This is a genomic window from Paenibacillus sp. HB172176 (assembly GCF_011947265.1).
Classification (GTDB): Bacteria; Bacillota; Bacilli; order Paenibacillales; family Paenibacillaceae; genus Pristimantibacillus.
The window spans coordinates 209,491-236,106 of the sequence record NZ_JAATHD010000008.1 but is presented as its reverse complement, the minus strand read 5'-3'; the positions used below and the strand labels follow the sequence as shown (position 1 = coordinate 236,106).

General features: G+C 51.9%; 25 protein-coding genes. 20 read left to right on the top strand and 5 right to left on the bottom strand.

The features are described 5' to 3' along the window. Positions 1–134: 134 nt before the first annotated feature. A complete protein-coding gene (locus tag HFP08_RS13540) occupies positions 135–1,706 on the top strand; it encodes a molybdopterin molybdotransferase MoeA (RefSeq protein WP_240941367.1) in 1,572 nt (523 codons plus the stop codon). Here HFP08_RS13540 and HFP08_RS13535 read toward each other — a convergent pair. Both HFP08_RS13535 and HFP08_RS13530 read right to left on the bottom strand, forming a co-directional pair. Next, positions 1,700–2,371, bottom strand: a complete 672-nt coding sequence (locus tag HFP08_RS13535; protein WP_168121116.1) for a hypothetical protein — start codon at positions 2,369–2,371, stop codon at positions 1,700–1,702. The genes HFP08_RS13540 and HFP08_RS13535 overlap by 7 nt on opposite strands. A gap of 142 nt (positions 2,372–2,513) precedes the next feature. After that, positions 2,514–2,777: a hypothetical protein gene (locus HFP08_RS13530; protein ID WP_168121115.1), complete on the bottom strand. Its 264-nt coding sequence runs from the start codon at positions 2,775–2,777 to the stop codon at positions 2,514–2,516. 98 nt (positions 2,778–2,875) lie between these two features. On the opposite strand from HFP08_RS13530, the gene HFP08_RS13525 reads away from it, so the two are divergent. The 9 genes from HFP08_RS13525 (at position 2,876) to HFP08_RS13485 (ending at position 14,929) form a co-directional block, all read left to right on the top strand. Continuing rightward, positions 2,876–3,739, top strand: coding sequence for a YwmB family TATA-box binding protein (locus tag HFP08_RS13525; RefSeq protein WP_168121114.1), 864 nt, complete (start codon positions 2,876–2,878; stop codon positions 3,737–3,739). 160 nt (positions 3,740–3,899) lie between these two features. Further along, positions 3,900–5,456 (top strand): glucose-6-phosphate dehydrogenase, encoded by a 1,557-nt coding sequence (zwf, locus tag HFP08_RS13520; RefSeq protein WP_168121113.1) that lies wholly within the window; start codon positions 3,900–3,902, stop codon positions 5,454–5,456. A gap of 119 nt (positions 5,457–5,575) precedes the next feature. Beyond that, positions 5,576–7,162, top strand: coding sequence for a peptide chain release factor 3 (locus tag HFP08_RS13515; RefSeq protein WP_168121112.1), 1,587 nt, complete (start codon positions 5,576–5,578; stop codon positions 7,160–7,162). 170 nt (positions 7,163–7,332) lie between these two features. Beyond that, positions 7,333–9,282 carry an FAD-dependent oxidoreductase gene (locus HFP08_RS13510; protein ID WP_168121111.1) on the top strand — a complete coding sequence of 650 codons (1,950 nt, stop codon included), beginning with the start codon at positions 7,333–7,335 and terminating at the stop codon, positions 9,280–9,282. Positions 9,283–9,502: 220 nt separating this feature from the next. Continuing rightward, on the top strand, positions 9,503–10,570 hold the full coding sequence (locus HFP08_RS13505; protein WP_168121110.1) for a LacI family DNA-binding transcriptional regulator: 1,068 nt from the start codon (positions 9,503–9,505) through the stop codon (positions 10,568–10,570). Between the two features lie 52 nt (positions 10,571–10,622). Further along, positions 10,623–11,786: a Gfo/Idh/MocA family protein gene (locus HFP08_RS13500; RefSeq protein WP_168121109.1), complete on the top strand. Its 1,164-nt coding sequence runs from the start codon at positions 10,623–10,625 to the stop codon at positions 11,784–11,786. A gap of 59 nt (positions 11,787–11,845) precedes the next feature. After that, positions 11,846–12,571, top strand: coding sequence for a ThuA domain-containing protein (locus HFP08_RS13495; RefSeq protein WP_168121108.1), 726 nt, complete (start codon positions 11,846–11,848; stop codon positions 12,569–12,571). Between the two features lie 56 nt (positions 12,572–12,627). Further along, complete coding sequence (locus tag HFP08_RS13490; RefSeq protein WP_206109243.1) at positions 12,628–13,728, top strand: Gfo/Idh/MocA family protein; 1,101 nt, start codon at positions 12,628–12,630, stop codon at positions 13,726–13,728. Positions 13,729–13,948: 220 nt separating this feature from the next. Then, on the top strand, positions 13,949–14,929 hold the full coding sequence (locus tag HFP08_RS13485) for a 2-hydroxyacid dehydrogenase (RefSeq protein ID WP_168121107.1): 981 nt from the start codon (positions 13,949–13,951) through the stop codon (positions 14,927–14,929). 88 nt (positions 14,930–15,017) lie between these two features. On the opposite strand, the gene sspI is transcribed toward HFP08_RS13485, so the two are convergent. Beyond that, complete coding sequence (gene sspI, locus HFP08_RS13480) at positions 15,018–15,260, bottom strand: small acid-soluble spore protein SspI (RefSeq protein WP_168121106.1); 243 nt, start codon at positions 15,258–15,260, stop codon at positions 15,018–15,020. Between the two features lie 134 nt (positions 15,261–15,394). Between sspI and HFP08_RS13475 the strand changes: the two genes are divergently transcribed. After that, positions 15,395–16,195 (top strand): TrmH family RNA methyltransferase, encoded by an 801-nt coding sequence (locus HFP08_RS13475; RefSeq protein ID WP_168121105.1) that lies wholly within the window; start codon positions 15,395–15,397, stop codon positions 16,193–16,195. Between the two features lie 75 nt (positions 16,196–16,270). Here HFP08_RS13475 and HFP08_RS13470 read toward each other — a convergent pair whose 3' ends face one another. Further along, positions 16,271–16,756: a nitroreductase family protein gene (locus HFP08_RS13470; protein ID WP_168121104.1), complete on the bottom strand. Its 486-nt coding sequence runs from the start codon at positions 16,754–16,756 to the stop codon at positions 16,271–16,273. 93 nt (positions 16,757–16,849) lie between these two features. On the opposite strand from HFP08_RS13470, the gene HFP08_RS13465 reads away from it, so the two are divergent. Then, complete coding sequence (locus tag HFP08_RS13465) at positions 16,850–17,881, top strand: dienelactone hydrolase family protein (RefSeq protein WP_168121103.1); 1,032 nt, start codon at positions 16,850–16,852, stop codon at positions 17,879–17,881. On the opposite strand, the gene HFP08_RS13460 is transcribed toward HFP08_RS13465, so the two are convergent. Then, positions 17,878–18,558: a YjgB family protein gene (locus HFP08_RS13460; protein ID WP_168121102.1), complete on the bottom strand. Its 681-nt coding sequence runs from the start codon at positions 18,556–18,558 to the stop codon at positions 17,878–17,880. The two genes, HFP08_RS13465 and HFP08_RS13460, sit on opposite strands and share 4 nt — an antisense overlap. A gap of 140 nt (positions 18,559–18,698) precedes the next feature. On the opposite strand from HFP08_RS13460, the gene HFP08_RS13455 reads away from it, so the two are divergent. From HFP08_RS13455 to HFP08_RS13420, 8 genes are all read left to right on the top strand, one after another. Further along, positions 18,699–20,186 (top strand): spore germination protein, encoded by a 1,488-nt coding sequence (locus tag HFP08_RS13455; RefSeq protein ID WP_168121101.1) that lies wholly within the window; start codon positions 18,699–18,701, stop codon positions 20,184–20,186. Further along, positions 20,179–21,279, top strand: a complete 1,101-nt coding sequence (locus HFP08_RS13450; RefSeq protein WP_168121100.1) for a Ger(x)C family spore germination protein — start codon at positions 20,179–20,181, stop codon at positions 21,277–21,279. Before HFP08_RS13455 ends, HFP08_RS13450 begins: the two co-directional genes overlap by 8 nt. Positions 21,280–21,299: 20 nt before the next feature. Next, positions 21,300–22,412: a GerAB/ArcD/ProY family transporter gene (locus tag HFP08_RS13445; protein WP_168121099.1), complete on the top strand. Its 1,113-nt coding sequence runs from the start codon at positions 21,300–21,302 to the stop codon at positions 22,410–22,412. A 41-nt stretch (positions 22,413–22,453) separates the two neighbouring features. Continuing rightward, on the top strand, positions 22,454–23,011 hold the full coding sequence (locus tag HFP08_RS13440) for an NADPH-dependent FMN reductase (RefSeq protein ID WP_168121098.1): 558 nt from the start codon (positions 22,454–22,456) through the stop codon (positions 23,009–23,011). Further along, complete coding sequence (locus HFP08_RS13435) at positions 22,980–23,798, top strand: tyrosine-protein phosphatase (protein ID WP_168121097.1); 819 nt, start codon at positions 22,980–22,982, stop codon at positions 23,796–23,798. The genes HFP08_RS13440 and HFP08_RS13435 overlap by 32 nt, the downstream gene beginning before the upstream one ends. 866 nt (positions 23,799–24,664) lie before the next feature. Further along, positions 24,665–24,991 carry a hypothetical protein gene (locus tag HFP08_RS13430; protein ID WP_168121096.1) on the top strand — a complete coding sequence of 109 codons (327 nt, stop codon included), beginning with the start codon at positions 24,665–24,667 and terminating at the stop codon, positions 24,989–24,991. A 146-nt stretch (positions 24,992–25,137) separates the two neighbouring features. Next, complete coding sequence (locus tag HFP08_RS13425) at positions 25,138–25,893, top strand: YveK family protein (RefSeq protein WP_168121095.1); 756 nt, start codon at positions 25,138–25,140, stop codon at positions 25,891–25,893. Next, a complete protein-coding gene (locus HFP08_RS13420; protein ID WP_168121094.1) occupies positions 25,874–26,566 on the top strand; it encodes a CpsD/CapB family tyrosine-protein kinase in 693 nt (230 codons plus the stop codon). Before HFP08_RS13425 ends, HFP08_RS13420 begins: the two co-directional genes overlap by 20 nt. The last annotated feature ends 50 nt before the right edge of the window (positions 26,567–26,616 follow it).

Here is a 26,616-nt window from a genome sequence, read left to right as displayed (position 1 = left end):
ATTACCCGCTTTCTTTGAGATAGAATGACCTCATTGTAGCATAAGGAAATGCTTCGCAGAATAGTCGGCTTTCGCGGATGAACGTATGGTACAATGGGGGAATAGCTTGGTGCGGATAAGAATCAGCGAAAGTAATGAATGGATGGCTGCGGAGCATTGGAAGGATAGAGACGGAACGGATGGACGATGAGTTGACGGCAGAGAAACGGGAAGGGAAGCAAATGATCAAAAGCGGAACGGATTTGGATAGGAGCGGAATGATCAAAGAGCAGGCAGCAGAGGCTGATAAGGGGAGAGAAGGCTCGGCATTCGATGAGAAGGCCGGGAGGAACAGCGCGAAGAATCGCTTCGCAAGGCGCGCGATTTCTGTGGAGGAAGCGCAGCGGCGCGTACTTGCCGCCGCGGACAAGCTGCCCGCCAGCGAGCTCGTGCCGCTGGCGAAGTGCGGCGGCCGCCGCCTCGCGAAGCCGCTGCGCGCGACGAGCGATTGGCCGCCCTTCGCGCGCGCGGGGCTCGACGGCTACGCCGTGCGCGCGGCGGACACTGCGCGCGCGACGCCGCAGCAGCCGGCGACGCTGCGCGTCGTTAGCGCGATCGCGGCCGGCGGGCTCGCCTCCGCGACGATCGAGCCGGGCACGGCCGCGCGCATCATGACGGGCGCGGCTGTGCCTGCCGGAGCCGATGCGGTCGTCATGCTGGAGCAGACCGCAGAGGCTCTTCTGGCCGGTGGCGAGATGGCGGTGCATGTGAAAGCGCCCGCCGGCTCCGGCCAGAACGTGGCGCCCCGAGGCGAGGAATTCCGCCTCGGCAGCCTGATCGCGGAGGCCGGCGACGTGCTGCGGCCGGGCCATATCGCGCTGTTCGGCACCTTCGGCTACGCTGAGGTGCCGGTGCTTCGCCGGCCGCGCGTCGCGGTGTTCGCGACCGGCAGCGAGCTGCTGCCGGTGGAGGCCCCGCTCGAGCCCGGGCGAATTCGCGACAGCAACAGTCCCATGCTTGCGGCGATGATCGAGCAGAGCGGCGGCGAAGCGTTGCTGCTCGGCACGCTCCCTGACGATCTGTCGGCAGTGGAGGCAGCACTGAACCGGGCATGGGGTGCAGCGGATTTGGTCGTCACAACCGGAGGGGTATCTGTAGGCGACTATGATGTGATGGCGGACTTGCTTCGCGGACTTGACTCGTACGAGGAGCATACCGCAAGCGAGGAAGCAAGTGAGGCAGCCGGAGAGGAACTGGGCGCTTATGGAACTTATGGAGGCGGAAGATTCGCAAGCGAGGCGTCCTCCTCCTGTATGCTGTTCAATCGCGTGTCCATGCGCCCGGGAAGTCCGACATCGGCGGCTTATCTGGATGGCGGTCTGCTTCTGTCGCTTTCCGGCAATCCGGGGGCTTGCTATGTAGGCTTCGAGCTGTTCGTCAGACCGCTGCTGCGAATGCTGCAAGGCGAACGTCAGCCTCTTCCGCGCAAGGTCAAGGCGATATTGGCCTCCGACTTTCCGAAGGGAAGTCCGCATGCCAGATTCATCCGCGTAAGGCTTGTTCAACGGGAGGACGGAAGGCTGTCAGCCGATCCGCTCGCCTTCTCCAAGTCAAGCATGATGGCGTCCATCGCTCAAGCGGACGGTCTCGTCGTTCTTCCGTCCGGCTCTGCGGGAGCTCGCAGCGGGGAGATGGTCGACGTTCTTCTTCTGCCGAATCCTCAATAATATTTGTTCAGCACGACGCCCCGCAGCGGCAGCGGCCAATAGGTCGACATGCCTCCGTAATAGAGCGCATAAGGATAGGCGGCGGGGAACGGAAGCTGAAGCAGATCAATCGCTTTTCGCTGCTCGGCGTAGGATAATGCATGCTTCAAGCTTTGCAGCAGCCCCTCCGATCCGAGCAGACCTCTGCTCAGCGAATCCGAATTCGCATCTGTTGAACGATACTGAAAGCGCATATCCCCATCCCTCTCGATTCCACTCGCTTCCATGGCGGGATGCCTGAGCGCGAGCTCGATCGATTCCCATACTTCGCTTCTAATGGAGGAGGCTTGCCCTTGATAGGCATCGCCCAGATTGTTCAGCATGTCAGCAAGAGAGCGCAGCTGTTCATGTAAGGAATCATCATTCCGAATACCGTTATCTCTCCCCAACGCCTGCTGCATGCCAGTAAGCTTCTTCTGCGTCGTCTTCGCCAGAGATATCCAATTTGCCGCCTTCTCCGCCGCTTTCGCATATTGTACGCCCCAGGCCCGCTGCTCGAGCTGTCGGGATTGCTCGGCTTCTTCCCTTTCAGAGGTTCGATAAGCGCCGTATTTCGTAACCGGCTGGACGGGGGTGTAGACTTGAGTGCTTGCAATGCCTCGTATAGATCCCGTATATCCGTACACGAATATCCGCTCCTTCCCGAAAAAAGTTTATAATCAGCTTACTTCACGCGAGCCGAGAAAGCTGGCGAATGGCAGGGGAGAAGTCTGCTGTTTTTAAACATATCATGACGGCGCTTTGTCGCTAATTGGCATGGATCGTCGATTAGACGAGCAAGAGCAGGAAGGCGATGTCGCTCAGCTCTATTTTTGCAACATTTTTATCGCTTGCAGCGCTGATTTTGGAAGAAGGAATCTGCTGTTTCTTCGCGTAATTAGTAGTGGAGGCCGCTTCCCCCATATAGACAGCGCCTCCCGAGCAACGCTCGAGTAATCCGAATTGCCTGAAGCCTGTTTTCAACACGGCGCAAACGTTCATTCCTGCATAAGCCTGAATACGCTGCTCGGTTAACGGATAGATCTGTTCCATTCTCGTCATTCTCCTTTGCAATGATCGTTTCTATCCAGCTTATTCGGGGGGCAGGGCGAATGTGTGCGGAATGCTTTCATCAATGGAGGTGCGTTTCCATGTATATACCCAAGCCGTCTGAATTGAATCCCTATGAGCAGAAGCGCAAGTCACGAAGAAGAACCTATTCCCGAAAAAATGTATACAGTATAGGAGGAGCGCTGCTGCTTCTTGCCGCATTGCTCCTGATTGCTGCGCAGCAGCATCGCAACGGTGTAGCGGTAACCGCGAGCAGCGATAAGCTCCAGCATGATTTTGAGCAGCTTTGGAACTGGACCGATCAAGTGCTCGATGGAGGAGCGCGAGGCTCCTCATGGACGATGAGATGGGATGTGCCGAAGCTGTCCGCAGAGAAGCAAGCGGCAATGACCACGGCATTGTTCAGGGATTCAAAGGGACAGACATTGGATAAACTAAGCAAGAACGACGGGGCGACGTTGATTGGGGAGACAGGCGGCGAATTCGGCGTGGAAGGGAGCCTGACCTTGCAGGTGACGGAGAAAACCGAGGAAGGCGCGATCTTGTTCGTTTTGCTGGAAACGAAGGAAAACACAACGGTTACCGAGCGGTCTCTGGAGCAATGGGCCTCCCGCGTTTCTTCAACCATTAGCGAGATAGAACCTGACTTTGCAGTTAAAATCAAGGTTCATGGTTTTACGGAGCACGAAAATGCGACGCAAGAGCTGAAAAGACTGTCGCTGGGACAGGAGCTGGAGCGATACGATGACGACGGTACCGTAAGCCTTACCATGAATTCCGCGAAGCTTCTTTCTTCAGAAGGGCTCGATTTCGGCAGAAGGGCTAATCTGCAAATAGCCGCCCATGATTATACGGAGAATGATCTGACGGAGATGACAATCGGCGTTCCGTTCATTACAGGCGACTTCAGCGACGTTCATCAAACCGGGGAGAACGGGAAATGACGCAAAAAGGGCTATAAGGGCTCTAATCAGAAGAATTTACTGCTTTTATCATTATTTTTTATAGTCGGTTCAATGGCGAATTAAGGTTGAATATGCTAAACTACATAACATGCAATCAGATATAAAGTGACAATAAAATACAAAAGAAAGAATGGGGCATATGACTGATACTAATTCTTTAGAACATATTTCTGCTGAAGGCGCAGTTTATTATCTGTTTGGTGCAACAGGAGATCTGGCGAGACGCAAGCTGTTCCCGGCTTTGTTCAGCCTATATAAGGAGGGCAAGCTCTCCGAGCATTTCGCTGTTGTCGGCCTTGCGCGACGCCCGCGCACGAATGAGCAATTCCGTTCGGATTTGTACGATTCCATCAACGAATTTTGCCGCTACAAGGTCGATGATCTTGAGTTATGGGAAAGATTCTCCCAGCATTTCGAATACATGTCGCTCGACATCAATAATGTGGACGGCTTCCGCGAGCTGAACGCTCTGTCGACGGAGCTGGACAAGAAATTCGACATACCGGGCAATCGCTTGTTCTATCTGGCGCTGGCTCCGGCGCTCTTCGGACCGGTTTCCTTCAATCTTCGCGATGGAGGCATGCTGGAGTCTTCCGGCTGGAATCGTCTTGTCATCGAGAAGCCGTTCGGCTATGATCTTCCGTCGGCTCAGAAGCTCAATGAGCAGTTGAACCAAGTCTTTAAGGAAGAGGAAATTTTCCGGATTGATCATTACCTGGGCAAGGAAATGGTGCAGAATATCGAAGTCATCCGTTTCGCCAATGCGTTCTTCGAGCCATTGTGGAACAACAAACATATTGCCAATGTGCAGATTACGCTGTCGGAGACGGTTGGCGTGGAAGAGCGCGGGGGCTATTATGATAAATCCGGCGCGCTTCGTGATATGGGCCAGAACCATATGCTGCAGATGCTGACGATGATAGCGATGGAGCCGCCGAGCCGTCTGCATGGCGAGGATATTCGCGACGAGAAGGTCAAGGTGCTGCGCTCGCTGAGAGGCTATGGGGACAGCGAAGAGGTTCGCAGTCATGTCGTTCGCGGACAATATTCGGAAGGCAATGCCGGAGGCAAGCAGCTTCCCGGCTATCGCGAGGAGGATTCCGTTGACGAGAATTCGACGACGGAGACGTATTTTGCGGCCAAGGTGTTTGTAGATAATTTCCGCTGGGCAGGCGTGCCGTTCTATATTCGCACGGGCAAGCGTCTTCCCGTGAAGACGACCGAGGTCGTCGTTGAGTTCAAAGGGATGCCGAATAACGTGCTGTTCGCTAACCGCCATGATTTGGCCCCGAATTTGCTGGTCATCCGCGTCAATCCGATGGAGGGCATCTATATCAAGGTTAATGCGAAGAAGCCGGGCGGGGATAATGAGGTTCAGCCGGTATCAATGGAATTTTGCCAGAGCTGCATGATCGGCATCAATACGCCGGAAGCTTACGAACGTCTTATTCATGACGCTTCGCGCGGCGACTCGACTTATTTTACGCGTTGGGACGAGGTTTCCCATGCATGGTCGTTCGTGGATCGCATCGCCAAGGCCTGGAAGGAAGATTCAAGTGATCTTCAGCATTATGCTGCCGGTTCATGGGGGCCGGAGGCGGCCAACGAATTGCTTGACAAGGAAGGCTTCCACTGGTGGCCGGTTAACGGACAAGAGGAAGATAATGTAATCTGGATCACGAACAGCAGAAAGTAAGCGCGGGAGAAATCAGCGGCGCAGTCGCTGCAAGGCGCTGCGGCTTCAAGGAATCAATGAAGTCGGGGAATGTCCGCGCCGCTGATCGCACAGCCTGCACAAGTGAAGGGAAGGCAAGCATGAATCAATCGTTAAGCACTGAAATCAAACAGGAAGTCGACAGAAGACGCACGTTCGCCATTATTTCTCATCCGGATGCGGGGAAGACAACCCTGACCGAGAAGCTCCTCCTATTCGGGGGAGCTATTCGTCTTGCGGGCTCGGTCAAGGCTCGGAAGGCAAGCCGTCACGCCACCTCGGACTGGATGGAAATCGAGAAGCAGCGCGGCATTTCCGTCACTTCCTCCGTTATGCAATTCGACTATCTGGGGCATCGAGTCAATATTCTGGATACGCCGGGCCATCAGGATTTCTCAGAGGATACGTACCGCACGCTGACCGCTGCGGACAGCGCGGTCATGCTGATTGACGTGGCCAAGGGCGTCGAGGCGCAGACGATCAAACTGTTCCAGGTATGCCGGAAGCGCGGCATTCCAATCTTCACGTTCATCAACAAGCTGGATCGGGAAGGGAAAAGTCCGTTCGAGCTGATGGAAGAACTGGAAGAGGTGCTGGGCATTCGCTCGGTTCCGATGAACTGGCCGATCGGGATGGGCCGTGAGCTTTGCGGCGTCTATGATCGCATGAAATCGCAGGTCGAGCTGTTCCAAGGCAATGATCATTCGAAGATCGAGGTCAAGAAGGTCAGCGATTACAATGATCCCGTCATTCGCGAGATGGCGGGTGATTATTTGACCGATCAGCTCATCTCCGAAGTCGAGCTGCTGGATGTGGCGGGAGATCCGTTCGACTATGAGAAGGTGCAGGCAGGCGAACTGACGCCGATCTTCTTCGGCAGCGCGGTGAATAACTTCGGCGTGCAGACCTTCCTGGAGAATTTCCTGGAGCTGGCTCCGAAGCCCGCGCCAAGAAACAGCACGGAAGGCCCCGTCGATCCGACCGACGAGAAGTTCACGGGCTATGTGTTCAAAATCCAGGCGAACATGAACCCGGCGCATCGCGATCGCATTGCCTTCCTGCGCATCTGCTCGGGACGATTCGAACGCGGCATGAGCGTGAAGCATGTGCGCAACCGCAAGGATATCAAGCTGTCGCAGCCGCAGCAGTTTCTGGCGCAGGATCGTGATATTGTGGAGACGGCATATCCCGGCGATATTATCGGTCTGTTCGATCCAGGCATATTCCGTATTGGCGATTCCTTATCGCAAGGCGGCGAGGTGGTATTCGATGAATTGCCGACCTTCTCGCCCGAGATTTTCGCGAAGGTAACGGTGAAGAACGCGCTGAAGCATAAGCAATATCAGAAGGGGCTCGATCAGTTGACGGAGGAGGGCACGATCCAGGTGTTCTATTCCACCGGCAACTTCGACGAGACGATTCTCGGCGTGGTCGGGCATCTGCAATTCGAGGTGTTCGAGCATCGGATGAAGGCCGAATACGGCGTCGATATTCAGCTTCATCGCATGACCTACCAATTCGCGAGATGGATTGTGGACGATAAGATTGATCCTTCGAAGTTCCGAATCAACACGACGCTCGTCAAGGATAAGAAGGATAATTATGTCGTTCTGTTCGAGAACGAATATGCGATGAGAACGGCGATGGAGAAAAATCCAACCTCGAAGTTTTTGGAGACGGCGCCCTGAGAACGAATCGCATCCCCTGGAGAAGCTCGATTTTTCTTCAGGGGATTTTTTTGCATTGTTTGCCGACTATCTATTGGAAATTCACCTCGGCCTCGCATCCCGCATTGAGAGATGATAGATTCTAGCATATAATAGATGGATGTGAATGCAGAAGGGGCTTGAGTGAGAGAATGAAAGACCGTAAATTAACGATTTTTATCGCTTTTGGCATCCTGTTAATCGGAATGGTAGGTTTGTATTATGTGGGCGATATGAACAAAGATGACAGCCTTGCTCCGGCTGGCAAGCCAGGAGAAACACTTCCTCCGGCGGCTGTGCTTGAAGAGGTTCCGCAAGCCGAGATTCTGGAGGAAAGCTATGATCTGGTTGTGGTAGGCACAGATCCGGAAGGCATTATGGCCGCGATATCGGGGGCGCGCAACGGGCTGAAGACGCTGCTGGTAGACGGCAAGAATAGAGAAGTGCTTGGCGGCTTGTTCACGCTGGGCTGGTTGAACAGTTTGGATATGAACCGCACGCCTGACGGCAATGATTATTATAATAAGGGCTTGTTCAAAGAATGGTTTGATAGAATCGAAGGAGATTCCTTTGATATTGTAACGGCGGCGAATGCCTTCAATACGATGGCTTCAGTGGAGCCGAATATCGATGTGCGGCTGGGCATGGCGGCTATTCAGCCGATTGTCGATGAGACGGGCGGCAGCAAGAGAGTCGCGGGAGTTACTCTGACCACAGCGGAAGGCGCCAAGAGCGCGGTTCACGCACAGGCGGTTATAGACGCGACGCAGGATGGCGACATTGCGGCGGCTGCAGGTGCGGACTTTACATATGGAAGAGAGGATATCGGCGATACAGATCGTCTAATGGCCGTGACGCCGGTGTTCACATTAACGAATGTCACGCCTGAGGTATGGCAAGCGATTATGAGCTTCTTGAATTCGGATGACAGCGACGGCACCGGAGCGAACAGCGAGAGCGCATGGGGCTTCGCCAAGATGTGGGATTATCCTTCATCCAATCCCGAGCGCATCCGATCGAGAGGCTTGAATCTCGGAAGACAGAATGACGAGACGATGCTGGTGAATTCCATTCAAATTTTCGGAGTGGACCCTTTTAATTCCGAGTCGATCGCGGAGGCGTATGATATCGCCCGCAAAGAGCTGCCGTTGATGCTCGATTATATGAAGCAGATCTATCCGGTGCTGGAGCCGGTGGAGCTTGGTGAGCTCGCGCCGGAGTTGTATATTCGTGAAACCCGCCATCTGCAAGGCGAATACCGGCTGTCCACGCAGGATCTGCTGGAGCAAGGGCGACACTGGGATGATATCGCCTTCGGCTCTTATCCCGTCGATATTCAAAGCACCTCCGCTGCCAAGACGGATCGTGGTACGGTGCTAATGGCTCCGAAGCAATACGGCGTGCCGTTCCGCTGCCTGATTCCGCAAGGGCTGGATGGCTTGCTCGTGGTGGGACGCTCGGCGAGCTTCGATTCCCTGGCGGCCGGAAGCGCGCGCGTCGTGCCGCTTGGCATGGCCACGGGCCAAGCGGCAGGCGCCGCAGTCAAGATCGCGATTGAAGAGGGAGTCAGCCTTCATGAATTGTCTTCCTCCGAAGCCTATATCCGCCTTTTGCAAGCCAGATTGACAGAGCAGGGCATGGATCTTAATCCGGCGTACCTGGAGCCCTATGATTTTATTACGCATGGAGAGTACGAAGGTCTGAAATTGGCGGTTTCAATGGGGATCGCTCAGGGAGCCTATAGCAATGACTTCCATCTTGACGACGCCGCCAATCCGAAGTCGTTCATCCAGAGCTTGAAGGGAGCGGGCAGGGTTCATCCGTCTCTCGTTCCGTTCGCTGAAGCTATGGACAAGGCGATCGCCGGCATGAATGCACCAGAGAAGGAAGCTCTTACGCTGGAATCGGCGGCATATACGCTGGAGCTTGGTTTATATGGCGAAGGGAATCGAGACGCGGCACTGGATAAGCTGCTGGAGCAAGGCGTTGTGACAGAAGAGACTTTAGCTCTAATCAGCGACCCGGCGAATTTGACCAAAGGCGATATGTATATGCTGATTAAGGATGCGGCGGATGCGGTCGTTGCTTCACCAAACGAGTAATGATGCCTTTGCAAAAGGGTTTTTCATACGGCTCCGTGCCCGCTTAGAGCGGATGCGCGGGGCCGTTTTTGCATAGCAAAAGCACAGCAGATTTAGCATCTGGAACATAGGGCTGAGGCAAGAATCAGCTTGACACAAAAGCAGTTGCATGAAATAATGTACGCGTGTACATTTTGTGATTGTCAAGTTAAGGATAACAGGAAGGCATTTCCGGTTTGAAATGAAATATTCGTTTGTACTATTGATTTGGGAGGCTGGCGCAATTAGCAGGAAGGATGTAGCGAAGCTTGCGGGCGTGTCGGAGGCTACGGTGTCGAGAGTGCTTAACAATGTGGGGCCGATGAAGGAAGAGACTCGGGAACGGGTGCTGAAAGCAGCGGCCGAGCTTGACTACGTGCCCAGCCGGCTGGCCCAGCAATTCGCGCTTAAAAGAAGCGGTAATATTGGCGTTATTCTACCCTTTGTGCCGAAGGTGCATCTATTCTCGACCTATTATTTCTCCGAAATCTTAAGCGGAATCGGAGAAGCGGCGAAGGGGGCGGGCTATGATCTGTTACTGATCTTCCAGACGCCCGATGACAAGAAGGATTATGCGAGACTGTTCCGCATGCAGAAGGTTGACGCTTGCATTATTCTTGGCTCGCAGGATGCGGGCGATGAACGCGAAGCGCTAAGCGAGCTTCAGAAGGAAAGCTTTCCGTTCTGTCTCGTGAATCAGAGGTTTGAGGGCGAAAGGTTTCTTTCCGTTGATGCAGATCATGTTCTCGGGAGCCGGACAGCGGTTAGTCATCTGCTCTCTGAAGGCTGCAGAAGGATTGCTTTCATCAACGGTCCCGCTCCCTATTCGAATAGCGCGGATCGTTTTCAAGGCTACTTGACGGCGCTTGCGGAATACAGCATAGCTTACGAGTCTGATCTGGTGTTCGAGGGCAATTATAGCAGGAAGAGCGGCTATCAGCTGGCGGAGAGCATCGGCAATCGCATTCGGGACGGCGAGGCTGACGCCGTGTTCGCCGCGAACGATCGGATGGCGATCGGAGTCATGCAAGGTCTTAAGGAGCAAGGGCTGGAAGCGGGCGCGCATTACAAGCTGATCGGGTACGACGATTCGGACGGCTCGCGCATTATTCATCCAAGGCTCTCATCCGTTGCCGTGCCCTTCTATGAGATGGGCAAACTGGCGGCGGAGCTTGTCATAGACATGCAGCACAAAGACAATCAAGAGGATGACATGCCGGCACAGCTTCGGTTGCTGCCCGTGGAGCTTATTATCAGAGAAACTTCATAGCGAAGACGGCTTGTTCTGTTTTGAATTTAAAAGATGGAGAGGCGAAGCATTTATGAGCAAAGTAAGAGTCGGCATGGTAGGTTACAAGTTTATGGGCAAGGCGCACAGCACGGCGTATCGCGCGCTTCCAATGTTCTTCCCCAACGCGCGGGCATTGCCGGAAATGAAGGTCATCTGCGGTCGCGATCCGCAAGGCGTGGAGCAGGCGAAGGCGCAATTCGGATGGGATACGGCGGTTACGGATTGGCGGGAATTAGTGCAGCGCGACGATATCGACATGGTCGACATTAACGCTCCGAGCGATGCGCATAAGGAAATTACGATTGCCGCCGCCGAAGCTGGCAAGCATCTCTTCTGCGAGAAGCCGCTTGCTCTGACGCTGTCCGATTCCCGCGAAATGCTGCAAGCAGCGGAGAAGGCGGGCGTAAAGCATATGGTCGGCTTCAATTACCGGTTCGCTCCTGCCGTTCAACTGGCGAAGAAGCTGATCGGCGAAGGGCGATTGGGCCAAATCTATCATTTCCGCGGCGTATTCCTTCAGGATTGGATTCTTGAGCCGTCGTTCCCGCTCGTCTGGCGCTTGCAGAAGGAAATTGCCGGCTCGGGCTCGCATGGCGATCTTGGCGCCCATGTCATTGATATGGCTCGGTTCCTGGTCGGCGAATTCGAGGAAGTCATCGGCATGAACGAAACCTTCGTGAAGCAGCGCCCGATTGCCGCAGCCATGACAGGCCTAAGTGCCAAGGGCGGCAGAAGCTCCGAGATGGGCGAGGTTACGGTAGATGACGCGACGGTATTCATGACGAGATTCGCGAGTGGAGCGTTAGGCAGCATTGAAGCGACGAGATTCGCGGCGGGACATCGCTGCACGAATGCTTTCGAAATTAACGGCAGCAAGGGCAGCATCAAATTTGACTTCGAGCGAATGAACGAGCTGCAGGTTTATTTCACAGATGATGCGGAGGATGTGCAAGGCTTCAGGCGCGTGCTTGCCACCGATCCCGCGCATGCTTATATGGACGCATGGTGGCCGGCTGGGCACACTATTGGATACGAGCATACCTTCACGCATGAAATGCTGGAGTTCATGAACGCGATTGGAGAGAATCGCCAGCCTGTGCCGAATTTCGTAGACGGCGTGAAATGTCAAGAGGTGCTGGAAGCTGTGGATCTCTCGATAGCCGAGCGCAGATGGGTGAAGCTTAGCGAGGTTTAGAATGTTGAGAGTGAGCGTTTGCTAATGTCAGGTTAATGATAGAGAGGAGTGCTTGAGAGATGAAGAAGGCATTAATTGTATGGGGCGGCTGGAGCGGTCATGAGCCGAAGGAGGTTGCCGAAATTTTCAATGAGCAGCTTGCGGCGGAAGGCTTCGAGGTGGAGGTGTCCGATTCGCAAGACGCGTTCGGGGATGTCGAGAAGCTGAAAGCGCTGGATCTTATTATTCCGAATTGGACGATGGGCAGAATCGATCAGCAACTCGTGAACAATGTGTCCGCTGCGGTTCAGAGCGGCGTAGGTCTCGCCGGTTGTCATGGCGGCATGTGCGATGCGTTCCGCGAAAACGTGGATTGGCAGTTCATGACCGGAGGCAATTGGGTATCCCATCCGGGCAATGACGGAGTGAATTACTCGGTTAATATCCGGAATACGACGAGCCCGCTTGTGACGGGAATTGACGATTTCGAGGTGTGCTCCGAGCAATATTACTTGCATGTGGATCCGGCAGTCGAGGTGCTGGCGACAACTCGTTTCCCTGTTGCGCCTGGGCCGCATTCGGCCAATGGGGCCGTCGATATGCCGGTCATCTGGACGAAGCGCTGGGGACTTGGCCGCGTCTATTATAATTCGCTTGGGCATCATGCCGATATTATGGCCATTCCCGTCGTGAAGGAGCTGATGCGCAGAGCGTTCCTATGGTGCGCGGATGGCAAGGCCGAGGCGATGAAGGCAGCCGGCGGAGCGGGAGAAGCTTATACAAGCATGCAGGATAATCAGCTGTAGACCATTTGATTTTTTAGTATTATCTACATTACTTAAATGAATGAGGGAAGAGCATAATGGAGAAGATTAGAGCGGGCATTATCGGAACCGGCAATATTAGCGGCATATACTTCGAGAATGGCAGCAAGTTCGATGCGTTGCAGGTGACGGCATGCGCGGATCTGGATGTGGATAGAGCGAAGGCGAAGGGGGAGCAGCACGGCGTTCGCGGATGCTCGGTGGAGGAGCTGCTTGCCGATCCTGAGATTGACATGATTATTAACCTGACGATTCCTCAGGCGCATGCCTCGGTTAATCTGAGAGCGTTGGAAGCGGGCAAGCATGTCTACGTGGAGAAGCCGTTCGCCGTTATGCGCGAGGAAGCGCTGGAGGTGCTTGAGCTGGCGAAACGGAAGGGACTGTACGTGGGCAGCGCCCCCGATACATTCCTCGGCGGCGGACTTCAAACCTCCATCAAGCTGATCGAGGACGGCTGGATCGGGACGCCGATTGGAGCCACGGCTTTCATGGTAGGGGGCGGACATGAGTCTTGGCATCCGGCGCCCGAGTTTTATTACCAGAAGGGCGGCGGACCGATGTTCGACATGGGCCCCTATTATTTGACCGCCTTGGTTGCGATGCTCGGCCCGATCAACCGCGTGACCGGCTCGGCGAGAATTTCCTATCCGGAGCGGACGATTACAAGTCAACCTAAGAACGGTCAAAAAATTCAGGTGGAGGTGCCTACGCATATCGCCGGCGTAATGGATTTCGCTTCGGGCGCGATCGGCACGATTCTGACCAGCTTCGATGCGAAGGGCGGCTCCACTTTGCCGCGAATCGAGGTTTACGGCAGCGCGGGCACCATGGTCGTGCCGGACCCGAATAATTTTGGCGGAGAGATACGTGTGTCGCGGGCGGGCTCGAAGGAGTGGAGCAGCTTGCCGCTGGCTTACGGCTATACCGAGAATGCTCGAGGCGTCGGAGCGGCTGACATGGCGAAGGCGATTCAAACCGGACGCAAGCATCGCGCGAGCGGCGAGCTGGCTTATCATGTGCTGGAAGCGATGCATGGCTTCCATGACGCCTCCGAGCAGGGCAAGCATTACGAGATGAAGAGCAGCTGCGAGCGTCCCGCTCCTTTGCCGCTTGATCTGCTGCCTTTCTGCCTCGATTAATGTATCCGTAAAATCTGATGCAAGCATGAGCATGAATAAGAAGAGCCGTCCTCTCCATTATTTATGGGGGCGGCTCTTCTTCATAGAAGGCACAAATTAACCCATCGATTTCTTTCTTAAGAAACTTGGGAACAGCAGTTTCAACTCTTCCAGCACTTAAATTTCTCCGGAATATCAGGTATGATGAAAGGAACTCTAATAAGAAAGAAGTGTTGGCAGCATGAAACCGAAAATATTCGTCGATCGATCCTTGCCTGCTTATGTAGAGCAATTCTTGAGCGAATCATGCCTGATTGATAAATGGGAGGAGCAGGATACGATTCCCCGTGATGAGCTGCATAGAAGATTAGCGGATGCGCAAGGCTACATAACGGCTGGTCGCAGAATAGACGAAGAGCTGCTGCAGGCGGCGCCGAATCTGAAGGTCGTCAGCACGATATCGGTAGGCTACAATCATTTCGACATTGAGGCGATGAAGCGGTATGGCGTCATTGGCACTCATACGCCAAGCGTGCTGGATGAGACGGTCGCAGATCTCGTGTTTTCGTTAATGCTGGGAGTCTCAAGACGGGTGGCCGAGCTTGACCGCTATGTCAGGGATGGCAATTGGAAGCGCGGCGACGGCGCCAATCTGTTCGGTATGGATGTGCATCACGCGACGCTTGGCATCATCGGCATGGGACGAATCGGGGAAGCGGTAGCCCGCCGTGCACGGTTCGGCTTCGAGATGGAGGTTCAATATTACAATCGTTCGCGCAAGCCGGAAGCCGAGGCGAAGTATGACGCGGTGTACCGAGATCTGGATCTTCTTCTTGCAACCTCGGATTTCGTGGTTATGCTGACGCCGCTTAGCGAGCAGACGAAGGGTATGATCGGCAAACGTGAATTCGCTCTAATGAAGCGCGACGCCTTCTTCATTAACGCGTCGAGAGGCGCGACAATCGATGAAGCGGCTCTTATCGAGGCTTTGCAGAACGGCGGAATTCGCGGAGCGGGGCTTGATGTGTTCGAGAAGGAGCCTGTTTCGACGGATAATGCCCTGCTCCGGCTTCCAAACGCGCTTTTGCTGCCGCATATCGGTTCCGCGACAACGAAGACGCGCAATGACATGGCGATGCTTGCCGCGCAGAATCTGGTGAATGTGCTGGATGGTAAGCAGCCGCCGCATCTTATTGCTGAATTCAAGGACGCTGCCCGGTAATCAAGCAACAGATGAAGCGAGCTCCCCTATCGAACAAGCCATCCAGCATCTCATGTAGACGAAACGGATGGCTTGTGACGGCAACGGGTTATGATGGTGAAGGATTTGCGCTTGCGCCGGCGTTTTGATGCAAATGCTCATATAAGCTGTCGATTAATTTGGTTTGCGTTGTTTTGTTCGATTGCTTCCAGATCATTTCGAAGAGTACGCCGAGTCCGGGCAGTGTTCGTTCATCATTTCCGATCGATTCCTCGATGACCTCTGCGAGCTGCTTCTTATTGTTATCCTGAACGCGGTTAATAATGGCTTGCCTGAGATCAATGGTTTCCAAGCGTCATAACCTCCTGCCAGAGTTTGATTTCTCACCCCTATAATGTGCCCGGATTGTCCGCTGTTCATCCAGATCCAGAAGTCTGTGTTATACTGTGGAAAATAAATTTTCTATAGAAGGCAAGGTAATCATTTATGGTACATAATCATATGTTGATAAGCTCCGCACAGAATGAACGTGTGAAGCTGTGGGCTTCGTTGCTTGAGAAGAAGTATCGGAATCGGCAGAAGCTGTTTCTTGTGGAAGGCGTGCACTTGATCATGGAAGCCGTAAAAGCCGGCGCGGCTGTTCAGATAATTGTCTACGACGATGAGCAGGGCTTGCCCGCCGAGCTTGAGGATTGGGCAGGAGCTACGAATGCGGAGTGGATACGAGCTTCAAAGGCAGTGATGACAAGATGCACGGATACGGATACGCCTCCGCCCGCATTTGCGGTTGTCTCCACGCTCGAGATGAAGAAGGATGCCCTATTCAAGAAAAATGGGCTCGTAATCGCGCTGGATCATGTTCGGGATCCGGGCAATATCGGCACCATTATCCGAAGCGCCGATGCCGCGGGCGCGGATGCGGTTATTCTGGGCAAGGGGTGCGCGGATCTCTACAACGCTAAGACGGTTCGATCGACAATGGGCTCCCTGTTTCATCTGCCAATCGTGGAGGGAGATCTGCTGGAGCTGCTTCCCGAGGCCAGAGAGCAAGGGATGAGGATTGTCGGAACTTCGCTTCAGGCCACGAGCACCTGCTACGGCTATAATTGGTCGCAGCCGACCTGGCTGCTGATGGGCAATGAATCGAACGGACTGTCCCAAGAGGTGCAAGCGCTGATGGATGAATCCGTTATCATCCCGATTGTGGGAGAAGCGGAGTCGCTTAATGTGGCGATGGCGTCGACGATTCTGATGTACGAGGCGCTGAGACAGAGGAAATACCCCTAAGCCAGGGAGAAAGAGGCGGATAATGCTGAGATCCGCTTCTTTCTTGTTGTCAGGAGTGCGGGGCAAGGCTTAAGGTCAGGGCAGAAGGGTTATTTTGTCCGCAATCCCCGTTCTTGGTTTAACGTCGGGAACCTCGGCGGGATAGCCGATGCCGAATACGCCAATGACATCATAGCCTTCCGGAACGTTAAGAATACCGCGACTGCGGTCCGAAGCGCCGATCGAGGACCAGAATGCGCCGGCTCCATCAGCATGCGCCGCCAGCATCAGGTTTTGTGCGAAGCAGGCTGCCGCCATCACGTTCTCGTCGCGTTCGAATGGCGTGGGAGCGGGCTTGGATAACAAGGCAATGACGCGCGGAGCGCCGCCAAAGTTGGCCTTGTGATTGAGCTGAGCTCTTGTATCCTCACCGACGAACAGAATCTCCCAGGGTTCATTCATGCGGTGATTCGGGGCATAGCTTGCCGCCTCCAGCCATTGCAATAAAAGTTCGTCCTTCACGGGACGGGGATCAAAGTTTTTTATCGTTCTGCGAGATTGAATAAGTTCGAGAATAGACATCCATATCAACTCCATTTCCAAGTTTCGTATACAAATGTATACTAATTGAGAATGATTGTCAAGTAGAACACTGCGGAGAGTAGGCGATGATTTATGACATGGCAAGGCGATCAACTAATAGACAGATTTTATCAAGAGGCGGCTGCAAAGCGCGGCAGAGAAGCTCAACTGCAAAATTCGGACACGCGAAAGCAGAGCCTGAAAAAAACGCTGGCAGACTCTTTAGGAGAATTTCCTCATGCAGAGAAACGGCCGACCGTGCTGCTGGAGGACGTGCAATGCGATGGCTACACAAGGCAACGTGTCGAGCTCACTGTTGTTGAAGGCGTTTCCTTTGCTGCGTATGTTCTTATTCCCGATCAAGCGCAAGCGGGGGGCAATCCTTTGCCAGGTGTTATAGCTGTGCATGGACATGGTTATGGCAGCCGGCAGGTCACGGGCATGCTCGCGGATGGAAGCAAGGATGATGGCGAGCCTTGGGGGCATCATCATTTTGCCGTCCAGCTCGTCAAGCAAGGCATGGTAGTCATCGCTCCGGACATCATCGGATTCGGAGAGCGCAGGCTGCAATCGGATCTTGATCAAGATTCGAATGCGCCAAGCTCCTGCAACCGGCTTGCGACGCAATTGTTGATGATGGGCAAGACGTTGACCGGACTGCGCGTGACGGAATTGCGCGGCGTGCTGGATTATTTCGCATCAAGAAGCGAGGTTGACTCATCAAGAATAGGCATTGTCGGATTTTCCGGAGGCTCCTTGATCTCGTATGTGACAGCTGCGCTTGATGATCGCATTCAAGCAACTGTATTGATCGGCTTCCCGAATACGTTCAAAGGCAGCATTATGCATGTGCAGCATTGCATTTGCAATTACATGCCTGGCATTCTGAATCACGCCGAGCTTCCCGAGCTGATGGGCTTGATCGCGCCGAGGCCGCTCTTCCTCGAATCGGGCGATCGGGATCCGATCTTCCCGGAGAGAGGCTTTCGCGAAGCGTTGGCGGAGCTTCAAACGATATACGCCAGCGAGCAAGCAACGGAAAAGCTCGCCGGCGATTTGTTCGCGGGCGAGCATGAAGTAAGCGGCAGACGTTCTTTTCCTTGGCTTAAGGAGCAGTTGATCTAGCCGGCCATATTGTTAAATCCGTCCTTCGGATTATAGACATTAATGTGATCTACCGTGCCTGTTTTGCCTGGAATAACAAACTTCAGCTGAAAATCATCGTTGGCGTCATAGGTGTAGATCTTGTCGTCACCGTTTTCCGTTGTTTTGTCCGGCTTGCCGAGAGCCGCTTCGATCTGCTTCAGCGTAATGCTGTTCAGCTTGGGATCGAACGAGCGTACATCATAGATTTGATCGCCCTTGTTGATGCCGAATGCGGCATTCTTCTTCTCGTACGTCACATAGTACCCGTAATCGGCTGAATCCCTCTGATCCGGCTCGCCCCAGCTTTTCTCCACATCGTCGATTAATCCGGTATGCGCAGCGAATGGTATGCCGGAGATTTTCCCCTCTTTCGCAAGCTTGAGCATGTCTTTAATCATAGCATCGGTATCCTCGTCGGCATTATCCGAATGGTTAGAGGCAGGAGCATCCGTTGTCGGTGCGTCCGTTGCCGGCTTATCAGTCGCAGTCGCAGGCGGTGAAGCGCTTGGGCTTGGGTCTGGCGTTGCGGTAGCTTCAGGAGTCGTTTCCTCCGTCGGGGAGACAGTAGGTTCGACATTGTTGTTATTCGAGCTGCATGCATTCAACAGCAGAGCTGCCGCAATCGCGCCGCTCATCAAAATCCATTTCTTCTTCATTGCTGTCATCTCTCCTTTTCTGTCTGTATATGTTCTGACGAAGATGCGCTGAGAAAGGTTGCAGGAAGGAAACGTATGGAAAATGCGATTCGGCGCATAATGTTGTTATCTGATGCCACTGCAAGTGGAGGGAGGACAGCATGATGCACCCCGAAGACTCTTCCTCTAGTCTGGAGGAAATTCTGGCGCAAGCGCGTAAATCCGATGATTTCCATACCTTTAAGCCCCTCGGCGATAAGCGAGATCTTCAAATCAGCTATTATAAGTCGTTAGTGAATTCGGATAGTATCCATCGATTCGTTATTCAGGAAATTCAGCAGCATGGGAATGAATTATGGGATCTGTTCGCCATTCAAGCTCGTCTTCCTTTTGATGATGTGCATATAACCGAGGATACGAAGGAGATAGCTCAGAAGCTGATTGAAGGCAATGCGCTTATTTGGTTTAAGGGGCAACCCTCGCAATGTCTGCTCGCAGACGTGAATAACGCGAGAGAAGGTCATCGCCAAAGCAATGAAACCGAGAACGAATACAGCGTTGTCGGCCCTAAGGTAGGTTTCGTTGAAAATTTGGATATGAACATTCATTTGTTAAGACAGCAATTGTCGCTGCCGGAGCTTGTAATCAAAGAAATCAAGCTAGGCTCCTTGTCCCGAACCAGAGTCGCGATCGTCTACTTGGACGGCATCACCAATCCGAAGCATATTGAAACCTTCGAACAGAGATTAGGCGGAATCGATTTCGACGTGGTGTATGATTCATCGTTGCTGGATCAGATTATTTCTGACAATTCCAACACGCCATTTCCCCTCTTCCTGTCTACTGAGCGCATCGACCGAGTTGTTTATGCGGTTTCCTCTGGGCAGGTCGGCGTATTAGCAGATGGATCTCCCTACGTCATTACTGGTCCTTCTACCTTCCTCGATTTCTTTATCTCACCGGAGGATTATTATTTGCCGTGGATTCTTGGTTCCTTCTTCCGTGTTATCCGACTGCTGAGCGTTTTATTTTCGATTTTCGCGGCGCCGCTCTATGTGGCTGTTTTAACCTACCATTTCGAAGTGATTCCCGAGAGCTTGCTGGAGCCGCTTATTATCTCTCGCGTGCATGTGCCGTTCCCTCCGGTTATGGAGGCGATATTCCTTGAGGTCACGATCGAGCTTTTGAGAGAGGCGGGAGCGAGATTGCCGACAAAGATTGGGCAGACTTTGGGCATTGTAGGGGGCATTGTCATTGGACAAGCAACGGTACAGGCTGCTTTAACGAGTAATATTCTGCTGATCATTGTCGCGTTATCCGCACTTGCTTCGTTTACGACGCCGATTTTTAAAATGGCCAATACGATTCGACTGCTGCGATTTCCATTCATTCTTCTGGCAGCGATGTGGGGCGGACTTGGCATCGCGATGGGCTTTATCGTGCTGGCAGGTCATTTGCTGCGTTTGAAATCGCTTGGCACGCCGTATCTCGTTCCGTTATTTCCATTCCGCAAGGGCAATTTCGCGGATAGCTTTATTCGTTCCTCTTATCAATACACAACGCATAGAAGGAAATTTCTCAAGCCGCTTTCTCTAATTCGATTCAGGCCGGATAAGAATTCGGAGAAGGAGGGGCTCGAGAATGAATAAGCAGCGATTGGGAATAGTCGCAGGCATGCTGGGCGTTATCATGCTGCTCACCGCTTGCAGCACAAATCGGGTCGTCGATCATATTCACATACTGACTGTAATGGGCTTCGACAAGGCAAAGCAAGCATCCGATGGCTATATAGGAACGGCTTTGTATTCCGATTTCATGCGCAGAGGCGGCAAGATTAATAAGATTCAAGGCGATGATAAGCAAATTCGAATGATTCTGGATGAAATGAATCGACAAGCCACCCAGCCTGTTAAAGCGGCAAAGCTGAGAATGATTGTGTTCAGCAAAGAGATCGCGCAAGAGGGCATCGGACAATTCATCAGTTCAATCAGCAAAAATCCGCTGGTCAGCCATTACTTATTCGTTGTGGTATCAGAGAATAGCATGACGGAAATCGCAGATCGACTGATTGGCAAAGAAAGCGAGAGCCTTCCTTATCATATGCTTGAACAGAATATGAAAATCGGCAGTCTGCCTTTCTCTAATTTGTCAACGGTGCTGTTCGACTGTTACGGAGAAGGTCGCGATATTTCGGTTCCTTATGTGCGGCTTAACGCCAATGGGATGCTGGAGGCTTCCGGCTATGGCATCTTTCATGACGAGCAGTTGAAATCCGTGCTTAATAAGGAAGAGATGATGACCTATAAGCTGCTGCAAGGCTATGTGATGCGCGGTGACACTCCAATTCATGTTCAAATCGGCGACAAGCATGGCATTATTGTATTTACAATTGAGAACGGTCATGTCGACAAAGTCTATTCCAGGCAGGGCTCGGATGTCAAACTGCTTTTCAAGCTTAAATTAAACGCAATGATGCTTGAATATCCGGAGTGGATGAGTATGAATACGGATTTCATTTACAAGCAGTTGGAGAAGCAAACGGAGAATCGGCTGCAGCAAAGAGCTAAGGAATTGCTTCAACAATTCCAGCAGGAAGGAACCGATCCGCTCGGTATTGGCGATTATGTGCGCGCGCATGAACGGAATTGGGAGGAGAAAGCTTTCTACGAAAGCATATATGGGAAGATGAAGGTGGAAGTTGACGTGAAGGTTAAAATCAACAAATCGGGCGTAGGCGAATAATTGTGACAGGAGGAGCGGGCATGGCAAAACAATTGAAGGCGGGATTAACGGTGTCGCCGTATCTGCTCTGGTTTCTTATTCACGGGACACAAACGGGAGTCTCCACATTGAATTTTCAGAATCGGATCATTCATGACGCCGAGATGGATTCCTGGCTTTCGCTCCTTCTCGTCGGCGTATGCTGTCATCTTATTGCGTCGATGATGTTTTATATTTTGAAGCATGCTGAGGAAGGCGATCTAATATCGCTGCATAGGCAGCTTTTCGGGGTTGGGGTGGGGTGGATCATGAATTTCATCATCTATGCTTACATTCTGCTCTTCATGATGAATGAAATGATGGCCTATGCGGAGGTTCTGCATGTGTGGGTGTTCTTGAGCAGCCCAATGTGGATGCTGCTTCTGATTGTACTGCTTCCCTGCATCTACATTGTATCGGGTGGACTGCGGGTCATTACAGGCATTTGCCTGCTTTGCGTTGTGCTCCCTTCCTTTTTGTTATTGTCGCTGTACTATACGGTGAAGCAAGCTCATTGGACGAATTTGCAGCCCGTTTTTAATCATCATGGAGTTGAATATGTGCATTCAGCCTTTCAGAGCATTCCATTGTTTGTTGGCTTGCAATTTCTATTATTCTTATATCCTTTCGTGAAAAATAATACAAAATCGCAAAAATGGGCCCATATTGCCGTATTTCATTCGACTTTCATTTATTTCATTATTTTGATTGCTTCGTTTGTCTATTTCAATATTGAACAATTGAATCACACGGTCTGGCCGACGCTTAATCTATCCAAGATTATACGCTTCTCTTTCCTTGAGCGCTTTGAATTTGTCTACATATTCGAGTGGTACTTCGTCATCATGCCCCCTTGCTGCGTTGCTTTGTGGAGCGCTGTGCGAGTGGTCAAGAAAACACTGGCAATGAAAGCCCGGCCATCGCTATGGTTGACCTGCGGATTGCTGTTTTTATGCATGCTTATCGCGCAGCAATTTCTGACCGTGGATAGGATCAGAAACTGGTTAACCTGGTCCGGGGGCATATTCATGTTCGGCTATATTCCGTTGCTGTTCCTGTGGGTAGCCGCTGCCCGCTGGCTCAGGCGCCGAATTGACAAGAGGGTTCGTGTCTGAGATATTGGAGGAAGAGTACAACAATTGGAGGGATAGAGAGAATGAAAATCGCGGCAATCGTAGGCAGCAATCGTATCGGCTCTTATAATTTGAAGCTGGCTGAATTTATGAAGGAGCGTTATTCAGATCGGCTCGATATGGACATTATTACGCTCCAGAACGTTCCTTTCTATAACCAGGATATCGAGAATGATCCGCCAGCGGAAGCGCAAGCCTTCATACAGAGAGTGAAATCGGCTGAAGCCGTGCTGTGGGTGACTCCGGAATATAATGGCTCCATACCAGGCGTGCTGAAAAACGCGATCGACTGGCTGTCCCGGGGAGAGAAGGTAATGATTGGCAAGCCATCTTCCATTATTGGCGCTTCGATGGGAAATATGGGAACGGTGAAGGCTCAGCTTCATCTTCGTCAAATTCTGGCCTCGCCGGGTCTTGCGTCGCCTCTTCTACCGGGCAATGAAGTGTACATTCCAGTTGTGCACGAGAAGATTGATGAAGAAGGCAAGTTCAATCATGAGCCGACGACGAGCTTCCTGGATCGCGTTGTGAGCAATTTCATTACATGGCATGGTAAACATACCAGCGCCTTTAACCAATAATCTGATGATTGATATTCATACGCATATTTTGCCTGGCGTGGATGACGGCGCAGCCGATTGGGAAGCAACGCTTGCTATGGCGAGAGCGGCCGTTCAAGACGGCATAACGATCGTCGTCGCCACTCCCCATCATGCTAACGGACGTTACAAGAACCCGGCTCGAGAGGTGAGGCTCCTTGTTGCGGAAGCCAATCAGAAGCTGCAAGAAGCGTCGATTTCGTTGCAGATTCTGGCAGGTCAGGAAATTCGCATGCATGATTCGCTTCTGGAGAGTTGGGATCAAGAGGAGCTTCTCACGCTTGCCGATTCATCCTATATGTTAATCGAATTTCCTTCGGCAAACGTACCAAAACATACGGAGGAGCTCTTTCACGAATTGAAGGTGATGGGAATTGTGCCTGTCATCGCCCATCCGGAACGGAATGCGGAGCTTGCCGGCAATCATGATCGCTTGGCGGCTCTGCTGGAGCATGGCGCTCTCGCCCAAGTCACCTCGCATTCCCTGCTGGGAGGTTTCGGCAAAGCGGTGGAACGCACGGCTTGGAGCTTCATGAAACGGGGGCTCGTTCAATTCGTATCCTCCGATGCTCATCATGTGGAGCGAAGAGGCTTCCTCTTGCAGGAGGCTTATAAGCGAGTCGGACAGCGGGTAGGCAAGGATGCCGAGCTCTCCTTGAAAGAAAATGCCGATTTTCTCCTTCAGAACAAAGCAATTGCCGTTCCTCCATCCGATGAACGAACGCCTCAAAGATCATGGAGAAATCTATTCTCGATATTCCATAAGTAATATGGAACGAAGTGGCGGAGTGGTTATTCAAGACTATGCTTATGAGTCCATTACGCGTTCCATCAGCTTCTAACTTTTGAGGATATCGCGCTTCATGGACTTCATTTTATGAAAACAAGACTCTTTTTTGAAAAGAGGCTTGTTTTTTTTTGATTTTCAATCGAAATCCCCATATCATTTGCAAGCTGTAAAACGGTTTCAAAATAAATGCTGTTACCGAATTGGGGATTACCGCCCCCTCTTAGGGCCCATAATCGTACGATAGTCCTTGAAATGGATAGAAATGATCGGGTTTTTTTGCTATTCCAAAGTCTAAAAAGGCCCTTCCATATTGAGGAAATCCTTTGATGGACAAGGGAAGTTTCAGTTTATAGCCATTTTGTCGAAAGATGCGTGCGAGCGATTTCAGAATATACGACATAAACCGCTTTCATTATTCAGAAAATTTGAAAATAATTATGAAAACGATATCAAAGTCATGTAGAAGGATCGATTACGGGCAAATCGGCTCAGATGGAAAAAGTTGAAAATAGGAGCGGAAAGCTAACCTACATAAGCCTTTCTTACCTCTTTCTTTCATCAAATCTGTGGCATACTTTAGACACAGAACAAGATTGAGACATCCATAAACAGATCGTACACAGACATGAAAATGATAGATGAGAGTGATGAAAATTAAATTAAAACCTCCTCATTAAGCTTGTATTAGTTGTCGATGTATAGCAATCTAAGCTTACTCAAGCAGAAACAACTTCGTCGTCCTTTTCCAGGGCGATTCCGTTTCGCGGTGAATTCTAAGGCAATGTAGAGTGAAACTTGTACATGCTTGGAATTTAAAAAAAGCTTATTCAGCGGATGATCGGAGGATGATCGAATTGAGTACTGCCGTGCAGGAACAGAAGCGAATGAAGCTGCGGAGGTTTCTTGAGCGTCTGGCAGAGGATGAGACACTGCGCTGCACTGAGACGAACAGAGAGCATTCCTTGTCCGAAATGCTCGCCTTGTCAGGATGGCGGCCAAGCAGCAATTCGATAGACATAGCGGAGCTGCTTACCGTACTTCTGCACAAGAAGGGAAAGAAGAGTTGCGCCGGACAATTAATGGAGCACATTCTCAGAGGAGGAACGATTGAGGAGTTTCTAGCGAATGATTCTTGGCGGCTCGAAATCGATGAGCATAGGAACAAGCATTAAAGAACCGGAAGGTTCTTTCTCTTTTCTCCATAAGTTCGCGTTTTGAATAATAAAATTATTAAAAAACTCTAATTGAATAACAAAAATCCAACTGGCAATCGAATACTGTAATAAAACGTCACTAGGAGAGGTAAGGAGGTATTCGCTTGGAGTTAAAACAATATTGGCTCATTGTCAAAAAAAGATTGATATTGATTGCTTTAATGACAGCGATCTGTTGCACGGGAATAGGCATCTACACCAACTATTACATTCAACCGCAATATGAAGCGTCGTCGAAATTGATTGTTAATCAATACAAGGAGAGCGGTTCTCTCTTGTCGAGCATTGATGTCGGAGCCATTAATTCTACCATCGGACTGATCAAGACCTACAAGGAGATCATTCGGACGCCGCGCATGATGAAGAAGGTGGCCGCCGATTATCCCGAGCTGGGCATGACGTACGGCGAGCTTATTAACAAGGTCAGCGTAAGCTCGGTGAACGAGACGCAGGTCATGTCCATTACCGTGAAGGATGTCTCCTATCAGCATGCGGCGAATATCGCGAATGCCGTTGCGATCGTGTTCCAGAATTCAGTGCCTGCTTTGATGAAGGTTGATAATGTATCGATACTTGATCAAGCGGATCCAACGGAGAAGCATGCGCCGGTTTCGCCGAATTTGAAGCTGAATTTGACAGCGGCCTTCCTGTTGTCGCTCATGTTCGGCGTCGGATTGTCATTCTTGCTTGATTATCTCGATGATTCCGTGAAGACGGAGGAGGATGTGGAAGCCTTGCTGCAGGTGCCGGTGTTAAGCGCCATACCGACCTTCAAGGAAAGCGACGCGAAGGAAAGGCCGGGTAAGCTTCCAATGACTGCAAAAGCGGGGAGGGAGAAAAATGTTACGTATGACGCCTAAATGGAATCTGATCACGCAGCTTAATCCGAAATCCCCGATATCGGAGGGCTATCGGATGCTGCGAACCAATATTGAATTCTCCACGATCAAGCAGAAGCTTCAGGTCATTATGGTAACGTCGTCCAAGCCAAGCGAAGGCAAAAGCACCACCTGCGCGAATATGGCGGTCGCGTTCGCGCAGACGAACAAGAAGGTGCTTCTGATAGACGCCGATCTTCGAAAGCCCTCGCAGCATCATCTGTTCGGAACGTCGAACCGCAACGGTCTAACGACAGCGCTCTTCAATCAGAAGGGGTTGCAGGATGTGGTGCAGCACACGATCACGGATAATCTGTTCATTATTCACGCCGGCCCAACGCCGCCGAATCCTTCAGAGCTGTTGTCTTCGGAGCCCATGCTCGAGCTGATCGAAGAAGCGCGGAGGAAATACGATGTCGTCATTATCGACACCCCTCCTATTCTATCGGTAACCGATGCTCAGATTGTCGCGACCAAATGCGACGGCGTCGTGCTTGTCATTGATTCCGGACAGGTGTCGAAGGAGCTTGTGCTCAAATCAAAGGCTTCATTGGAGCATGTCAAGGCTAAGCTGCTTGGCGTGGTTCTGAACAATATGAATCGCAGTCAGGTTAATTCTTATTCCTACTACTACGATTCCGCAGCAGATGGTTAGGCTTCAACTGTGATGGCAGGTAATGTCTCCTGAACCTTTATCACCGGAGG

Bases quoted from the DNA above. Each gene is read 5' to 3' on its own strand.
- HFP08_RS13430 (WP_168121096.1), top strand. From the start codon at position 24,665: ATGATCGAATTGAGTACTGCCGTGCAGGAACAGAAGCGAATGAAGCTG.
- HFP08_RS13540 (WP_240941367.1), top strand. From the start codon at position 135: ATGAATGGATGGCTGCGGAGCATTGGAAGGATAGAGACGGAACGGATG.
- HFP08_RS13515 (WP_168121112.1), top strand. From the start codon at position 5,576: ATGAATCAATCGTTAAGCACTGAAATCAAACAGGAAGTCGACAGAAGA.
- HFP08_RS13505 (WP_168121110.1), top strand. From the start codon at position 9,503: ATGAAATATTCGTTTGTACTATTGATTTGGGAGGCTGGCGCAATTAGC.
- HFP08_RS13420 (WP_168121094.1), top strand. From the start codon at position 25,874: ATGTTACGTATGACGCCTAAATGGAATCTGATCACGCAGCTTAATCCG.
- HFP08_RS13460 (WP_168121102.1), bottom strand. From the start codon at position 18,558: ATGAAGAAGAAATGGATTTTGATGAGCGGCGCGATTGCGGCAGCTCTG.
- HFP08_RS13475 (WP_168121105.1), top strand. From the start codon at position 15,395: ATGGTACATAATCATATGTTGATAAGCTCCGCACAGAATGAACGTGTG.
- HFP08_RS13490 (WP_206109243.1), top strand. From the start codon at position 12,628: ATGGAGAAGATTAGAGCGGGCATTATCGGAACCGGCAATATTAGCGGC.
- HFP08_RS13440 (WP_168121098.1), top strand. From the start codon at position 22,454: ATGAAAATCGCGGCAATCGTAGGCAGCAATCGTATCGGCTCTTATAAT.
- HFP08_RS13450 (WP_168121100.1), top strand. From the start codon at position 20,179: ATGAATAAGCAGCGATTGGGAATAGTCGCAGGCATGCTGGGCGTTATC.
- zwf (WP_168121113.1), top strand. From the start codon at position 3,900: ATGACTGATACTAATTCTTTAGAACATATTTCTGCTGAAGGCGCAGTT.
- HFP08_RS13500 (WP_168121109.1), top strand. From the start codon at position 10,623: ATGAGCAAAGTAAGAGTCGGCATGGTAGGTTACAAGTTTATGGGCAAG.
- HFP08_RS13525 (WP_168121114.1), top strand. From the start codon at position 2,876: ATGTATATACCCAAGCCGTCTGAATTGAATCCCTATGAGCAGAAGCGC.
- HFP08_RS13435 (WP_168121097.1), top strand. From the start codon at position 22,980: ATGGTAAACATACCAGCGCCTTTAACCAATAATCTGATGATTGATATT.
- HFP08_RS13455 (WP_168121101.1), top strand. From the start codon at position 18,699: ATGATGCACCCCGAAGACTCTTCCTCTAGTCTGGAGGAAATTCTGGCG.
- HFP08_RS13510 (WP_168121111.1), top strand. From the start codon at position 7,333: ATGAAAGACCGTAAATTAACGATTTTTATCGCTTTTGGCATCCTGTTA.
- HFP08_RS13445 (WP_168121099.1), top strand. From the start codon at position 21,300: ATGGCAAAACAATTGAAGGCGGGATTAACGGTGTCGCCGTATCTGCTC.
- HFP08_RS13495 (WP_168121108.1), top strand. From the start codon at position 11,846: ATGAAGAAGGCATTAATTGTATGGGGCGGCTGGAGCGGTCATGAGCCG.
- HFP08_RS13470 (WP_168121104.1), bottom strand. From the start codon at position 16,756: ATGTCTATTCTCGAACTTATTCAATCTCGCAGAACGATAAAAAACTTT.
- HFP08_RS13485 (WP_168121107.1), top strand. From the start codon at position 13,949: ATGAAACCGAAAATATTCGTCGATCGATCCTTGCCTGCTTATGTAGAG.
- HFP08_RS13465 (WP_168121103.1), top strand. From the start codon at position 16,850: ATGACATGGCAAGGCGATCAACTAATAGACAGATTTTATCAAGAGGCG.
- HFP08_RS13530 (WP_168121115.1), bottom strand. From the start codon at position 2,777: ATGGAACAGATCTATCCGTTAACCGAGCAGCGTATTCAGGCTTATGCA.